Genomic DNA, 15,018 nt, shown 5'->3' on the forward strand with positions numbered 1-15,018 from the left:
CTCTGGCTCTGGCTCTGGCTCTGGCTCTGGCTCTGGCTCTGGCTCTGGCTCTGGCTCTGGCTCTGGCTCTGGCTCTGGCTCTGGCTCTGGCTCTGGCACAGTGTCCATGATTGGCGCGGGGGTGACTTCCTCGTCAACGCCCGTTGGCTGAACGTCCTCTTTGCTCACCGGCTCAGGCGACTGCTCCTGAGCGAGCACCTCAGTGGGTTCGTTTTCGCGCTCCGGCGCGGGCTTGGGCGGTTCTTCTGCCAGCAGTTCGGAAGGCGGCTCTTTTAGCTCAGCCGGCGTCTCCGAAGGCGCTGATACATCGGCAGCAGGCTCCTTATCAGGCGCGCCTTCGGGCTCGTCTGGCAGCGCTGGCTGCTCTTGGGCGTCTTGAGGCTCCTGCTGGGAGTCGTGCTTTTTCTTACGTTTGAAAAAACCGAACATAGGTGTCATCCGACTAAATAGGTGAACATTGCGATTATCCTACCACCGCAGACCAAGACTTTGGATAAGTAGCCCGCTACAATCCGCGTTATGAAACGACAACGCTCCTCTCGCTCATCATCTCGCATGTCGACTCCCCGCCGCGGAACTGCCAAACCGCCGGGGAAACTGCGCATTATCGGCGGCGATTTTCGCCGCCGCATGCTGCCTGTGCTCGACCACCCGGGCCTACGCCCTACGCCGGATCGCGTACGTGAAACGCTGTTTAACTGGCTGGGCCAAGCGCTGCATGGCAAGCAGGTGCTGGACCTATTTGCCGGTACCGGCGCGCTTGGCATCGAGTCGCTCTCTCGGGGGGCTGCGCAGGTCACCTTTGTCGAGCGCGATACACACGTTGCCGCGCTGATTCGCGACAATCTTGCCACCCTCGGTGCAACGCAGGGGCAGGTAGTGACTGCTGATGCCCAGGCGTTTCTTGAAAAGCCTAGCCAACCTGCTGATCTGGTGTTTCTCGACCCGCCGTTCCACCAAGGGTTAGCCGCGTCTTGCTGTGCCGCGCTGGAAGCGGGCGGATGGCTGGCAAGCGATGCGATGATCTACCTGGAAACCGAACAGAGCCTAACGCCAGCGGTACCGGCTAACTGGCATTTACACCGTGAAACTCAGGCAGGTGAGAGTATTGCCAGGCTCTATCAACGCTTGCCCTCGTAAAGCGCTTGCCGCCAACTGACAGCAGCGTTACGCTCGCTCGATTGAGTCACACATTGATGGCCCATTTTATTTCATGACGATAGGCAGCCGCCTGTCGTCCGTTACTGGAGGTAGGCATGAGCCTTGAGCTTTTTAATCAGTTAGAACAGAAAATCACCGACACTGTTGAGGCGTTGGAGATGATGAAGCTGGAAAACGAAGAGCTGCGTAACGAAAACGCTCAGTTAAAACAAGAGCGTGAAGAGTGGGAAAGCCGCTTACAAGGTGTGCTTAGCAAATTCGATGGCATGAGTGATAGCAACGCGTCCTAAGCCAACGGCAGCGACATTAACAGCGCATCCTCCCGCCCGGTCGTGCCTTTCACGGCCGGGTAGTACTCCTTCCGACGACCATCTTCGCCAAACCCCGCCTGCTGATACAGCGCAATCGCTCGCTGGTTTCCAGCACGCACTTCCAACAGCAGCCGCTCAGCTTGCCACTGCTTCGCCACCGCGACCACTTTGTTAAGCAGCCGCTGGCCTATGCCTTGCCCTTGGCAAGCGGGCAGTACACCAATCGCCTGTAGCTCAGCGTCAAACGGCAACTTCGCCAACAACGCATAACCCATTAGCACGTCGTCCTGCCAATAGCCCACTACCCAGGCCTGCTCATCGGCCAGCGCTTCATCTAACTGCTGGGGGCTTGCCCCGCTGTGTGCGGCGGCTTCTAAAGTATGTAGCGGCACTCGATGCGCAGCGTTTAACCGGCAGATCACTCAGCACTCCACTGCTGTCCTAAGGCCACCAAACGCGGCCATAGCGCGCGTTTAGCACTGGCCTGCTGAGTGAGCGCGGCCAGCGACGGGCCTTGCCACACAGGAAGTGCGAGCGTTTGGCTCTGCCCGTCGGTAAGCGCCATGACTCGAGCAAGGTCAGTAGCCGTCTCCTCTGCGCCCCACCAGAGCACTTGCTCTAACTGCCAGCCTTGTCGGGTCGCGGCCCCAGCAACAAACGCTGCCACACCCTCCTGAGCTTCCTCAAGCGGCTCTTCCGGCGCAAAGGCTGTGGCCATGGGCGGCCATTTGAAGTGGGTCACTGTTGGCAGTTCGCCGCGTAACACACCAGCCGCCCGCAGCATATTGGCAAGCAACTGCTGTTCAACCGGAGACATTTCCCCTTCACATACGCTAAGCCAGCGTCCTCCCACACAAGCACAGGAGAGACTAAAGTTCAGCGGCTTGGCGGGTTGCGCAGGCGGTACTCTGGGTTCTGGTACCGGGCTCGCCTCCGGGGTGGGTGCCGCGGCAGGCGAATGACCTAAGAGCGCCTTGACCGCCGAGGGCGATGCCACTGGGGAAGTGTTTTCTTGCTCGACAGCGGCAGGCTGGCTACGTGTTCGCGGTGCTGGTGCATCATCCAGCAGCGCATGCAACCGCTCCCGTGGTGGTGTTTTGGTCGGTGTTTCTTCCCACTCGCAGGCTTCCGTCGGGCGGGCGTTGGGCAGCTGGTAGCGGCATGCCCAGGCGGTAATACCCATAGCATCCAGGTAGTGCCGACGAACAACCTCCGGGGTCACTGGCCGCCGCCACGGCAGTTGGGGGAGTTCGGGCGCTCGCTGCCCCGTGCCTGCCACTCTTTCGGTGTGTAGAGGTGCAGCGCCAGGGCGTGCACCGGGCCAGAGAGCTCATCCGCCAACAGGGCATAAATTTGTTGGTGGCGCTTGACCGGCATCATGCCATCGAAGCTATCGCTTACCAGCGTCACTTTGAAGTGAGTTTCAGAGTTGGCCGGCACGTTATGCATATGGCTTTCGTTTTCGACCTGCAGCACGTCAGGGGTTAAGGCCGCCAACTTCTGCTCGATTTGTGTCTGTATCGCCATGGGACTCTCCTTCAGTCAGCAACTGGCTTATTGTACGCCCTTACTTTCCAACAGACGATGCCCGCCGCTCAACCAGCGCCCTCTGGGCAAGCGACACCCGCGAAAGGCTCGCCAGCAACGCTAACAGGGTGGTCCCCGCTCCCAACCAGAGCGTGACCTGAATTGGCGACCCCAGCGCCAGCGCTGCCCCAACGAGAGCCACTCCGAATGACTGCCCCACCGTGCGCGTGGTGCTCATCACCCCGGAAACGTTGGCACTGCGCTCAGGTGGCAGGCTGCCCATCATTTCACGGTTATTCGGCGGCTGGAAAAGTCCAAACCCAATACCACACAGCGCCGTGCGCCACAGGCTGCCCGCCACGCCGGTGCTCTCATCCACCAGCGCCAGCGCGACTAGGCCAATAATCAGTAGCATCAGCCCGGTACTAGATAGCAGGCTGGGATTAACTCGATCCGCCAGCCGCCCCGCCAACGGCCCCACTAGCATGATCGCCAGGGGCCATGGCGTGAATAGCCAAGCGGTTTCTAGTGGCGAAAAGCCCATCTGTTCTTGATAGAAAAACGATAGCGCTACAAAGGTGAGTCCCTGCCCAATAAACGCTAATCCCGAGGCGGAAACCGCCAGCGTGAAGCGCTTTTCAGCAAACACGCTCAGCGGCAGCAGTGGATAAGGAGCGCGCTGCTGGCGCCGGATAAATAGAGTACACGCGGCCACTGCCAACATGGCCCAACCGCCGCTTTGCCAGATAGGCGCAGCGTGACCAACGGCGTCCATTGCGACAAAGAAGCTCGCCAGCATCAACATCGAGTAGAGTGCCCCCAGCGTATCAAAACTACCCTGGCGAGGCGTATCCCGCGGCAACGCCCGGCTGGCTAGCCAGAGCGAGCACACCCCGAGGGGCACGTTGAGCGCAAACAACCACGGCCAATCCACAAACGAGAGAATAACCCCGCTGAGCGTGGGGCCTGCGGCATAACCACCCGCTACCACTAGAGCACTTAGACCGAGCGCGCTGCCTAACAAGCGGGATGGAAAAATAGCCCGATAGAGGGACGGCCCAATGGAAAGGGTCGCGGCTGCCCCAAGGCCTTGGAAGGCGCGAAACACTAGCAATGTTTCTAAATTACGCGACAGCGCCGCCCCTAGTGCTGCTACCACAAACGTCCCAAGGCCAAACAAGTAGAGCCGCCTGCGAGTAATGAGCTCGCTGATGCCCGCAAATACCAGTAAGAACGCAGCACACACGACCTGGAACAGGTTAGTAATCCATACTGCCCTGGAGGCCGGCACATTCAGATCGGCAGCAATGGTGGGCAGGGCGAGGTTGATCATGGTGGTATCGACCACCGCCATCAACGTACCGGTGACCAGCGCCAGCACGGCGAGCAGGCGCTCAGGCCCCGGCAGCCCATCGTCGCCAGGGCGAGTTTCAAACAGTCGCATGGTAATGAATTCCTAAACAGACCCCTTACAAACGGCGAAACCGGCCGAAGCCGGTTTCACTGTGCGCTTACGCTAAAATAGTAGCACGCTAATCTTGTTCGTTGTCGAGCAGCAGCGCGTCGTCAACATCCGAGATTTCCAGGGCGGTTTCGTCGTCCAGGTCAATGGCTAAGTAGCTGTGCTCAACGCGCAGGAATTCCTGAAACAGCGACCAATCGAGTTTTTCTGGCCACTGACGCTCATCCTCTTCCCAAGCGCGCAGCTCGGTCTCTAGGATTTCTACGTGACGCTCACGCACGAACGTCTCCAACGCCTCTGGGGTATCCATCTCGGGGATCAGGTATACCGTACTTTCACGTTCGACGTCGTCCAGGGTCAGGTCGTCGTCTCCCATGGTGGGTTCGAGCGCATTGATCCAGTCCACGAAGGTCTGGGTCGGCCTGACGCTCAGGGCAGAGCGATTTAGCAGTTTCATGGGATTCTCCTCGCCGTCGAAACGTTGACCATTATGGGCGCTAAATCGCGCCCTTACCAACTTTTCGTCCGCTACCGCCTGGTTGAGCGTTAATCCACCTCGGGGCGCATGGCCGGGAATAGCAGCACATCCCGAATGGAGGGGCTGTCGGTGAACAGCATCACCAAGCGGTCAATGCCGATGCCCTCGCCCGCCGTGGGCGGCAGGCCGTACTCCAGCGCGCGCACGTAGTCGGCGTCATAGTACATGGCTTCCAGATCACCGGCGTCTTTCTCGGCGGCCTGTTCACGGAAACGCTCTGCCTGGTCTTCGGCGTCGTTCAGCTCCGAGAAGCCATTGGCGATCTCGCGTCCACCGACGAAGAACTCAAAGCGGTCGGTCACGAAGGGGTTGGCATCGTTACGACGCGCCAGCGGGCTAACTTCTGCCGGGTATTCAGTGATGAACGTGGGCTGGTCCAGTTTGTGTTCCGCCACTTCTTCAAAGATCTCGGTTTGAACTTTACCCAGGCCCCAGCTCTCTTTGACCTTGATGCCCAGTTTTTCCGCCGCAGCGCGGGCAGCATCTAGGGTATCTAGGTCGGCATCGGTGATGCCGTCGCCGTGATCCAGAATCGCTTGGCGCAGGGTGAGACGCTTGAAGGGCTGACCAAAATCGTAGCTGGCCCCCTGGTAAGTAATCGTGGTGGTGCCCAGCACTTCCTGAGCTGCCGTGCGCAGCATGGCTTCGGTCATGTCCAGCAGGTCGCGGTAATTCGCGTAGGCCCAGTAGAACTCCACCATGGTGAACTCAGGGTTGTGCCGCGTGGACAAGCCTTCGTTACGGAAGTTGCGGTTGATCTCGAACACTTTCTCGAAACCACCCACCACCAGGCGCTTCAGGTAAAGCTCCGGCGCAATACGCAGGTACATATCGATATCCAGCGCATTGTGGTGAGTAATAAACGGACGCGCCGCCGCGCCGCCGGGGATCGGCTGCAGCATCGGCGTTTCCACTTCCATGAAGCCACGGGCTTCGAAGAAACGGCGCATGGAGCTGATCACCGCCGCGCGGGTTTCGAACACCTTACGCGACTGCGGGTTCATGATCAGATCCACGTAACGCTGACGATAGCGGGCTTCTTGATCGGTCAGGCCGTGGAACTTATCCGGCAGCGGGCGCAAGCTCTTGGTCAGCAGCTGCGCCTCGACCATCATCACGTACAGGTCGCCTTTGCCGGACTTGTGCACCGGGCCACGGGCGGCGACGATATCGCCGATATCCCAGCCCTTGATGTCTTCCAGAACGTCTTCCGGCAGCCCCTTTTTATCCACGTAGAGCTGGATCTGGCCCGCCACGTCCTGAATCACGATAAACGGGCCGCGTTTGCGCATCACGCGCCCGGCCACCGACGCTTGGTGGTCCAGCGCTTCCAGCTCGGCTTTGTCTTTCTCGCCCAGCAGGTTATGCAGCTCAACGGTGAGGCTGTCGCGGCGGAAATCGTTCGGGAAAGCGCTTTTGCCCTGCTCGGCCGCCCGCTCACGGCGGGCCGCCAGCTTGGCACGGCGCTCGGCGATCAGGTGATTTTCGTTATCGAGAGAAGACGCGTCTTGGTTAGCCATCGGGCACCCTATTCATGTTCAAACGCTAAAAAGATTACAAACCCTGCTTCAGGCTGGCGACGATAAACTGATCTAAATCCCCGTCGAGCACCTTGTCGCAGTTGCTGGACTGAACGCCGGTACGCAGGTCTTTAATGCGCTGATCATCCAGTACGTAAGAGCGAATTTGGCTGCCCCAACCGATATCGGCTTTGGAGTCTTCCGCTTCCTGCTTGGCCGCATTGCGCTTTTGCATTTCGTGTTCCCACAGCTTTGCCTTCAACTGCTTCATGGCGAAGTCGCGGTTCGCGTGCTGGCTACGCTGGCTCTGGCACGCCACCACAATGCCGGTCGGCTCGTGAGTGATCCGCACCGCCGAGTCGGTGGTGTTAACGTGCTGACCACCGGCGCCGCTGGAGCGGTAGGTATCGACACGCAGGTCGGACGGGTTAATCTCAACCTCGAAGCTATCGTCGATTTCAGGAGACAAGAACACCGACGCAAACGAGGTGTGACGGCGGCCACCGGAGTCGAACGGGCTTTTGCGCACTAAGCGGTGAACGCCGGTTTCCGTGCGCAGCCAGCCAAAAGCGTGGTCGCCCTGGATATGCAGCGACGCCGATTTAATGCCCGCTACTTCCCCAGCAGAAATCTCGATGATCTCGGTTTTAAAACCGTGGCTCTCGGCCCAGCGTAGGTACATGCGCAGCAAAATGTTGGCCCAATCCTGGGCTTCGGTGCCCCCGGAACCCGATTGAATATCCAGGTAGGCGTTGTTTTCGTCCATTTCTCCCGAGAACATGCGGCGAAACTCGAGTTTTTCCAGGGCGCCCTGCAGGCCATCGAGTTCTTTGCGTACTTCCTCGACGGTGCCTTCATCCTCTTCCATCTCGGCGAGTTCCAGCAGGTCGTGGCTATCGGCCAGGCCCTGATCCAACTCGTCAATGGTGGCCACAATGGCTTCGAGGGAGGCACGCTCTTTGCCCAGCTTTTGAGCGTAGTCTGGATCGTTCCAGACGTTGGGGTCTTCGAGTTCGCGGGATACTTCTTCTAGCCGATCTTTACGCTCGGCATAGTCAAAGATACCCCCTAAGAACGTCTGTCCGCTCAGACAGGTCCTTGATCTGGTTATGAATCGGGTTGGTTTCCAACATGGATCGCCCTAGCCTTGTTCAGTAAATAGCGGGGTCTCATGCGCGCTAAAACGCGGCTTAAAAGAGACAGGCGCCGCTGAGGTGACTCACCGCTTGGCGTTTAACACCTTCGCGAGCCACCCCAGCGGCGGAATTCTGGCACGTATTGTAACGAAACCCAGCGCATACCGCATCCATCCAGCCCTTCGTTGCTAACGTAAAAAACCCGGCCGAAGCCGGGTCAGTAGGTCGAAGACCGATCGTAAGCGCGAGCAGCCGATCAGAACCGATAGGTCAACTGAGCACCAAAGCCGTGGGCTTGGTTTTTGTAGTCAGCGGAGTAGTTAGAGGTAATCGGCGGCGTCCGCTGGCCTGCCACGGTAAAACTGTCCGTTTTGGTTTGGTCTATCTGCGTGCTGCGCTCTGTCAAATAAGAGTAAGCAACGTCTAGCGTCAGATCAGGCGTAGGGCTCCAACCAGCACCAATAGAAAAAATACGGCGGTCATCGGAGGGAATACGCACACTGCGAGTTGCATCCTGGGTAGGCGTGAAATCTAGCGTTACCCCAGCACGAAGGGCTAGCGTTGGTGTTAGCTGATACTCGCCGCCTGTCGAAAATGCCCAAGCATTTGAGTAATTTTGCTGCTCGTTGGTAATTTCACCACGCTCGTCGCCAGTGACCAAAATCTGGTCAAAGCGGCTCCAACGCGCCCATGAAGCACCGAACATAAGCTTTAAGTTGTCGCTCATTTGCTGGGTCAGCGAGAAGTTGACCGTTTCAGGCGTGGTGAGATCGAGTGCTGCGGAATCGGTTACTGTACCAATACCTAGCTGGTCCAATACAGGTGAGTCTGCAGTAAAGCTGCCCTCCAGATTGAAGTCTACTTTAGAGCGATAAGTTAACCCTAATGTTGTTTCAGGCACTGGCTGATAAATCACACCTAGGTTGTAACCCCAAGCTTCGTCGTCGCCCTCTACCCGCGAGTCGACTTCCGAGAGACCTAGTGGTGTTGCAACAGGCACTTGACGGCGCAGCTCACCTTCGACCTTGTTATAAGTAATACCGGCCCCCACCGACCACTGCTCATTAAAGCGGTAAGACACGGTTGGCTGGGCGGTCATCACTTTTACTTCTGTATAGTTACCTTGGTTACGCCCCTGGAAGCCACCTTCGTACTCAGTTTTGGAACCAAAAGGAGCATAGACACCAAACCCAAACGCAAGCTTTTCATTTACTGGGTTAGCATAAAAAGCAAACGGCACTAGCGTGCCAGGCACCATATCGCCATCATTTGACCCGGAGACCGGCAGCGTATCGGTTAACCCACCGGTAGCGGGCAAAAAGGCAGGGCTATTTTGTGACGCTCTAGCATTACTAATATCCGTATCGACGCTTAAAAAAGTACCACCCGCCGTAATCTGAGCGCGGTCGAGGAACGACATACCCGCCGGGTTGCCATACACAATCGTAGCATCGTGTACGTTTGAACTACGTCCCGCATGGCCATACCCCTGCCCACTGACGCTCTGTTCGTTAATCTGATATCCGCCTGCGTTGGCTTGGCTTGCAAAGGTAACTGCTGCAACCGCGGCCGCTAGGGTTAATTTCTTGAAGTTATTATGCATTGTGGGCCTCTCTCCCGATGATCCGGCGGACTGTGCCATCCATCCGCGTTGTTCCTACACCTCAGTTTTCGCCCAATGCTTGGTTCGGTTCAAGTGCAAACGAGCGTTTTATTTTATTTTCCGCTTATACATTAGTCGCACGCTCGTTTTAAATCAGTGTTTTAGTCATTTCGACTGAGCTACTCGCAGCAGCTTGACCTATGGGTTACCCAAAGGTTTTACACTACAGTTTGAACATTTACCACCAATCGGGGGGAGGTTATGTCGTTAAGCGATTTGAAAGTTGGCGAGCTTGCCAAACGCGGTCACGTCACTGCTGAAACCGTCCGCCACTACACCCGAGAAGGGTTGCTATCTCCCCAACGCCATCCCGACAACGGCTACCAGCTCTACTCCGCCACCGACTTGGAGCGTCTGCACTTTATTCAGCGGGCACGCAAGCTGGGGTTTAGCGTGGCGGAAATCCGCGACATCCTAGCCCATGCCGACCAAGGCGACTCCCCCTGCCCGCTGGTGCGCGACCTGCTCGCTCATCGGCTGCCGCAAATACGCGCGCGCATTGCCGAGCTTGAGGCGCTTGCCCAGCGAATGGAGCAGGCGCTCGAAAGTTGGCAAGACATGCCCGACGGCACCCCCGATGGCCACAGCCTGTGCCGCTTAATCGAAAGTTTTCCTGAGGAGGCCCCATGCAGCACGACACCGAGCAAACCGTGATGCTGATACGCACCGTGCCAGGTATGAACTGCCATGGCTGCGTCAAGCACATGCGTGAGGCCATTCAAGCCCAGGACCCGGCCGCCCAAGTGGAAGGGGTTCCTGCAGAAAAGCGCCTGGAAGTGACCAGCTCTCTTGACGATCAAGCGCTAGATAGTGCACTCAACGAAGCAGGTTACCCACCCAGTGACGACGCGAGTGACGCACCCACCCCAGACGCACCTGAACCCGCTGAATCGCAGAGTGCTCCCGTGGATGCGCCCCAACTGCGCCTGCTGATTAGCGGCATGACCTGCGCAGGCTGTGTCAAAAGCGTCGAAAAAGCACTGTCCCATACCCCTGGTGTGAACAGTGCCTCGGTGAATTTCGGCACCCACACCGCACAAGTCACCGGCAGTGCTACTCAGGAAGCGTTAATGGCGGCCGTTGCTGAGGCGGGCTATCGCGCCGAACCGATTGTGGATATGCGTGAAGCCGAGCGCACTCGCGAGGCGCAAGAGGCCGTTACCTACCGCCAGCGCCTCAAGGGCAGCGTGCTGTCGCTCTCCCTCGCCATTCCACTCATGCTGAGCATGTTCGTCTATCACCCACACCCCATGGGCGTTGGCCGCCTGTACTGGCTGGTGATTGGCCTGCTGACGCTCGCTATTTTGGCCTTTCCCGGGCGGCACTTTTTCACCAATGCTTGGAAACAGTTCAAGCATCATCAGGCCAATATGGACACCCTGGTGGCGATGGGCACCGGCACCGCCTGGCTCTACTCGATGATGGTGGTGCTCTTCGCCCCCTGGCTGCCGGAGGTGGCTCAGGGCATCTATTTTGAAGCGTCGGCCATGGTGGTCGGGCTTATTCTGCTGGGCAACGCCATGGAGCTACGCGCCCGAGGCCGCACCAGCAGCGCCCTTAAACGGCTGCTCGACCTACAGGAGAAAACCGCCCGGGTGATACGCGACGGCGTTGAACAAGAGATTGCGGTGGACGATGTATCGCTGGATGACCATATTCGCGTGCGCCCCGGTGAACGGCTGCCGGTAGATGGCGTAGTGCTCGACGGCCAGAGCTATATCGATGAGTCGATGCTCACCGGCGAACCGGTGCCAGTGCGCAAAGCAGCGGATGAAGAGGTAAACGCAGGCACGGTGAATGGCAGCGGCAGCTTGGTGTACCGCGCCACCCGCATCGGCCGCGATACCCGCCTGGGACGTATCACCGAACAGGTGGCCAGCGCACAAAACTCCCGCCCACCGATTGGCGAGCTGGCCGATACGATCTCAGGCATATTTGTACCCGCCGTGATGATTATTGCGGTGCTAACGGCCCTTGCCTGGTACAACCTCGGACCCGCTCCGGTGGTTATTCACATGCTGGTCACTGCTACTACCGTGCTAATTATCGCCTGCCCTTGCGCGCTGGGCTTGGCCACCCCGATCTCTACCATGATTGGCGTGGGCAAAGCCGCCGAGCATGGCGTGCTGGTGCGCAGCGGCGAAGCGCTGCAAACCGCTAGCCGTCTGACCACCCTGGTGGTGGACAAGACCGGCACTCTGACCGAAGGCAAACCTCGTGTGACCGAGGCAACGGTGCTGCACGACGATAGCACCCAAGTACTGGCCTGGGTGGCCGCCCTAGAGAGCCGCTCGGAGCACCCCCTTGCCAAAGCGCTGACGGCCTACGCCGAAGAGCACAACGCCCGCCCCGATGCGCTGGCTAGCTTTGATAGCGTGACCGGCGGCGGTGTTAAAGGCACCAGCCAAGCTAATGACACGCTGCTGCTAGGCAATGCGCGCTTATTGGAAGCGTCTGGCGTCGACCTTTCCCCAGCAGACGAGAGCATTCGCCAGTTGGAAGCCAAGGCGCGCTCGCTGGTCTATTTAGCGGTGAATGGTAAGCTGGCCGCCCTCTTCGGCGTTAGCGACCCGCTACGCACCGACGCCGCCGCAGCCGTAAAGCGCTTACAGAACGATGGGTTAATCGTTGTGATGCTGACGGGCGATAACGAGCATACCGCCGCTGCGGTGGCCCGCGAGGTAGGCATTAGCGAGTTCAAGGCAGGTATGACGCCTGACGACAAGCACGCAGAAATTGAGCGCCGCCAAGCGGCGGGCGAAGTGGTCGGCATGGTGGGCGACGGTATTAACGACGCACCCGCGCTGGCCCGGGCCAACGTGGGTTTTGCCATTGGCCAGGGTACCGATATCGCCATGGAGAGCGCCGGCATTACCCTGATGCGCGGTTCACTGCATGGCGTGGCCACAGCGATTGAGCTTAGCCGGGCCACGCTCACCAACATCAAGCAGAATCTAGTAGGCGCATTTGGCTATAACGTACTTTGTATCCCGATTGCCGCCGGCGTGCTCTACCCCGTAACCGGCATGTTGCTGTCACCGATCATTGCTGGCGCGGCCATGTCGCTCTCCTCCATCACCGTGGTCAGCAACGCCAACCGCCTGCGGTTATGGAAGCCCACCCAGCAGGAGGCCGTATGAGTTTACTGATCAATCTTGCGGGTATCGCCGTCATTGGCTTGATCGTCTGGTGGTTTTGGCTTAACTAGCAACCGTTTAGCTAACCCCGATATAACGCCCTGGCTTGTGGTTCAGGGCGATAATCAAGTTGAGCATCAGCGCCCCCAGCACCGAATAGCCCACACGGTCTAGCGGTAGCTGGGTGAGCGCCACCAGCAGAATCACGCCATCGATGCCGAGCTGCACATAGCCCGCCCGCAGGCCGTGTTTATCCTGCAGGTAGAGGGCGAGAATGTTGATACCGCCGAGGCTGGTGCGGTGGCGAAACAGCATCAGCATGCCAATCCCCATTAATGCGCCGCCCATCAGCGCCGCGTAGAGCGAAGGCACGTTGGCAAATTCGACCCACCCTTGGGTGAGTTCGGAGAACAGCGATACCAAGCCGATGGCCGCAAAAGTGCGAAGTGTAAAACTCCACCCCATGCGTTTGATCGCCAGATAGTAAAACGGCAGGTTGATAGCAAAAAACCAGATGCCAAACCCCCACCCCGTTACATAGTTCAGCAACAGCGCGAGCCCTGCGGTACTGCCGGTGAGCAGCACCGCGTGGGTGTAAAACGTCACCCCCAGCGCCACAAACAGCGTGCCCAACAGCATCGCCATGATGTCTTCGTAGGGCTTGTGGGGGTCTTTAGGCAGGTCTTCCATGCGCATGAGTGCGTCCTTTTTAGGATTATTAGAGCGGCCGCTTAAGCGGCCAAGGACGCGAGGATAGCGGAGAGTATTAAACGGGGCTAGCGTGCTCCACCATCAGCTGTAGTGACTCGCGACCGCGCCAGCGGTTGCGATTGAGTTTGTAAGCGCAGTGCAGCGTATCGCCCACGCTAAACGAGGGCAGCTCCCCCGGTGTAAGCGCGCGAAACCAGATCGCTTTGCTAGTGACGGCCCCCATGGAGAGCTCCATCATTAGGTGTGAGCCCTCTGCACCCACCGGGCGCAGCGCTTCCACAATAAAGCGCCCTTCAAATAGCGGCGGGTCAAACTCCCGGCCGTAGGGACCCAAGGTCTCGATTTCCACCAACGTCGTCAGCGAGAGCTGGGCGGTCGAGAGCTCGCCATCGGTCCACAGACGCGGGTAGAGCGGTGTGTCGCCCAACTGCTCGCCAACCGCTTGCAAAAACGCGGCTTTAAAGGCCGCTAGCTGCTCCCGTGGCACGCCCACGCCTGCAGCGCCACTGTGGCCCCCAAAGCGCGGCAGCGCCTCTGGGGCAAGCTCAAAGGTGCGCTGCAGGGCATCTCTTAGATGCAGCCCCTCAATAGAACGGCCGGAGCCGGTGAGCATATTGGGCGCGGCTGCCCGCGTAAGCACTACGGCTGGACGTCCGTAGGCCTGCACCAGCCGCGAGGCGACGATGCCCTGCACACCGGGGTGGCCATCTTCCAACAGCACCACGACGGCAGGCTCGTTGGCCTCCAAGGCGGGAACGGCCAGCGCCCGCGCCTCCTCGGCCATATCCGCCTCAATCGCCTTGCGGGACTGGTTATCTTGGTCCAGCACCTCAAGCTGCCGGTTCGCAACGCCGTCGCTCTCTGCCAGCATAAAGTGTAGCGCCGCGTAGGGGTCATCTAGCCGCGAACGGGCGTTGATCCTCGGGCCCATCTGAAACGCCAGTGTTTCGGCGTTGAAGGGCACGCTGTCGGCCCCTAAGCGCGCTGCCATGGCCCGCCAGCAGGCGGCATCCATACGGTTGATCAGCGTTAAGCCGTAGCTCACCACCGCACGGTTGGCAGGGCTTCCACCCAGCGAGACGCAGTCCGCCACGGTGCCTAACGCCACGTAGGAGAGCCACGGTGAGAGCTTCGGCGTGACCTCCGGCAATGCGCCCCACTCCACCAGTACGCCGCGGGCGAGCGACATCAGCAGCCACGCCACCATGCAGCCCGCAATGGTTTTATCCGGGTAGTGGCAGTCGCTGCGGGTCGGGTTCACACAGGCATACGCCGAGGGCGGTGGGCCTTCCAGGGGCAGCGCGTGGTGATCGCTGACCACCACATCGATACCGGCTGCTTTCAGCCGTGCAATGCGCGGCTCGTCAGAACTGCCGCAGTCGGCGGTAATCACCAGCGTCGGCAGCGGCTTTAAGCTCAGCGTTCGCTCCACCAGCGGCAGGCTGATGCCGTAGCCGTCGTGAATACGATGGCCAATCAAACTATGCAACTTGTGCTCCGGCACGCCAAATAGCTCGACCAACGTACGCCGAATGACCACGTGGGAGGTGATGCCGTCCACATCGTAGTCGGTCAGAATACCAATGGACTCGCCTTCGGACACCGCTTGAGCAATCCGCTCGGCCGCTCGGCGGCCATCGGCGAGTTGTTCAGGATGCACGAGATAGCGCAGGCTCGGTGACACCAGCGGCGCAAGCTCTCCGGTATAGCCGGGCAGCCGCGATGCCAAGAGCCGCGCCTGTAGCTCGCTCAACCCTTCGGATTGCGCACGTAAATAGACAGCCTCGTCCAGGGGACGAGGCTCTAGGCGAGGTTGGCTATTCTGCTGAGAAAGTGCCGACACCTGAGTCAT

At 59.1% G+C, this 15,018-nt stretch carries 14 protein-coding genes and 1 pseudogene; 4 read left to right on the forward strand and 11 right to left on the reverse strand.

All coding sequences use genetic code 11. The features are described from left to right. Window positions 1–429: pseudogene (locus ACIGG6_RS07920) on the reverse strand (signal recognition particle-docking protein FtsY); the annotation flags it as partial. A gap of 126 nt (window positions 430–555) precedes the next feature. On the opposite strand from ACIGG6_RS07920, the gene rsmD reads away from it, so the two are divergent. Together rsmD and ACIGG6_RS07930 are read left to right on the forward strand one after the other, a co-directional pair. Then, a complete protein-coding gene (gene rsmD, locus ACIGG6_RS07925; protein ID WP_228168866.1) occupies window positions 556–1,140 on the forward strand; it encodes a 16S rRNA (guanine(966)-N(2))-methyltransferase RsmD in 585 nt (194 codons plus the stop codon). A gap of 116 nt (window positions 1,141–1,256) precedes the next feature. Then, entirely contained in the window at window positions 1,257–1,451 is a 195-nt protein-coding gene (locus tag ACIGG6_RS07930) for a cell division protein ZapB (protein WP_044629605.1), read from the forward strand. On the opposite strand, the gene rimI is transcribed toward ACIGG6_RS07930, so the two are convergent. The 8 genes from rimI to ACIGG6_RS07970 all read right to left on the reverse strand — a co-directional run bounded on the left by rimI (window position 1,448) and on the right by ACIGG6_RS07970 (window position 9,258). Next, window positions 1,448–1,894 (reverse strand): ribosomal protein S18-alanine N-acetyltransferase, encoded by a 447-nt coding sequence (gene rimI, locus ACIGG6_RS07935; protein ID WP_044629606.1) that lies wholly within the window; start codon window positions 1,892–1,894, stop codon window positions 1,448–1,450. The genes ACIGG6_RS07930 and rimI overlap by 4 nt on opposite strands. Next, complete coding sequence (locus ACIGG6_RS07940) at window positions 1,891–2,694, reverse strand: hypothetical protein (protein WP_399843749.1); 804 nt, start codon at window positions 2,692–2,694, stop codon at window positions 1,891–1,893. The genes rimI and ACIGG6_RS07940 overlap by 4 nt, the downstream gene beginning before the upstream one ends. Next, window positions 2,691–2,999 (reverse strand): BolA family protein, encoded by a 309-nt coding sequence (locus ACIGG6_RS07945; protein ID WP_054640807.1) that lies wholly within the window; start codon window positions 2,997–2,999, stop codon window positions 2,691–2,693. Before ACIGG6_RS07945 ends, ACIGG6_RS07940 begins: the two co-directional genes overlap by 4 nt. Before the next feature lie 40 nt (window positions 3,000–3,039). Beyond that, window positions 3,040–4,443 carry an MFS transporter gene (locus tag ACIGG6_RS07950; protein WP_399843752.1) on the reverse strand — a complete coding sequence of 468 codons (1,404 nt, stop codon included), beginning with the start codon at window positions 4,441–4,443 and terminating at the stop codon, window positions 3,040–3,042. An 88-nt stretch (window positions 4,444–4,531) separates the two neighbouring features. Then, window positions 4,532–4,918, reverse strand: a complete 387-nt coding sequence (locus tag ACIGG6_RS07955) for a hypothetical protein (protein ID WP_044629610.1) — start codon at window positions 4,916–4,918, stop codon at window positions 4,532–4,534. An 89-nt stretch (window positions 4,919–5,007) separates the two neighbouring features. Beyond that, the gene (gene lysS, locus ACIGG6_RS07960; protein WP_399843754.1) at window positions 5,008–6,519 is read right to left on the reverse strand and encodes a lysine--tRNA ligase; all 1,512 of its coding nucleotides are present in this window, start codon (window positions 6,517–6,519) and stop codon (window positions 5,008–5,010) included. Window positions 6,520–6,553: 34 nt separating this feature from the next. Then, window positions 6,554–7,652 (reverse strand): peptide chain release factor 2 gene (gene prfB / locus ACIGG6_RS07965; RefSeq protein WP_399843756.1). Its coding sequence is split into 2 segments (ribosomal slippage): window positions 6,554–7,576 and window positions 7,578–7,652, totalling 1,098 coding nucleotides; the frame shifts between segments, so codons are not numbered across the junction. Between the two features lie 259 nt (window positions 7,653–7,911). Beyond that, a complete protein-coding gene (locus tag ACIGG6_RS07970) occupies window positions 7,912–9,258 on the reverse strand; it encodes an OmpP1/FadL family transporter (protein WP_399843758.1) in 1,347 nt (448 codons plus the stop codon). A 276-nt stretch (window positions 9,259–9,534) separates the two neighbouring features. Here ACIGG6_RS07970 and ACIGG6_RS07975 point away from each other — a divergent pair, with 276 nt between their 5' ends. Both ACIGG6_RS07975 and ACIGG6_RS07980 read left to right on the forward strand, forming a co-directional pair. After that, window positions 9,535–9,972: a MerR family transcriptional regulator gene (locus tag ACIGG6_RS07975; RefSeq protein WP_399843872.1), complete on the forward strand. Its 438-nt coding sequence runs from the start codon at window positions 9,535–9,537 to the stop codon at window positions 9,970–9,972. Next, entirely contained in the window at window positions 9,945–12,458 is a 2,514-nt protein-coding gene (locus ACIGG6_RS07980; RefSeq protein ID WP_399843760.1) for a heavy metal translocating P-type ATPase, read from the forward strand. The genes ACIGG6_RS07975 and ACIGG6_RS07980 overlap by 28 nt, the downstream gene beginning before the upstream one ends. A gap of 75 nt (window positions 12,459–12,533) precedes the next feature. Here ACIGG6_RS07980 and ACIGG6_RS07985 read toward each other — a convergent pair whose 3' ends face one another. Together ACIGG6_RS07985 and ACIGG6_RS07990 are read right to left on the reverse strand one after the other, a co-directional pair. Beyond that, window positions 12,534–13,151 (reverse strand): YitT family protein, encoded by a 618-nt coding sequence (locus ACIGG6_RS07985; protein WP_399843762.1) that lies wholly within the window; start codon window positions 13,149–13,151, stop codon window positions 12,534–12,536. A 70-nt stretch (window positions 13,152–13,221) separates the two neighbouring features. Beyond that, complete coding sequence (locus tag ACIGG6_RS07990; RefSeq protein WP_399843763.1) at window positions 13,222–15,018, reverse strand: DHH family phosphoesterase; 1,797 nt, start codon at window positions 15,016–15,018, stop codon at window positions 13,222–13,224.

The sequence above is a fragment of the Vreelandella lionensis genome (genome assembly GCF_044543515.1).
Taxonomy (GTDB): Bacteria; Pseudomonadota; Gammaproteobacteria; order Pseudomonadales; family Halomonadaceae; genus Vreelandella; species Vreelandella lionensis.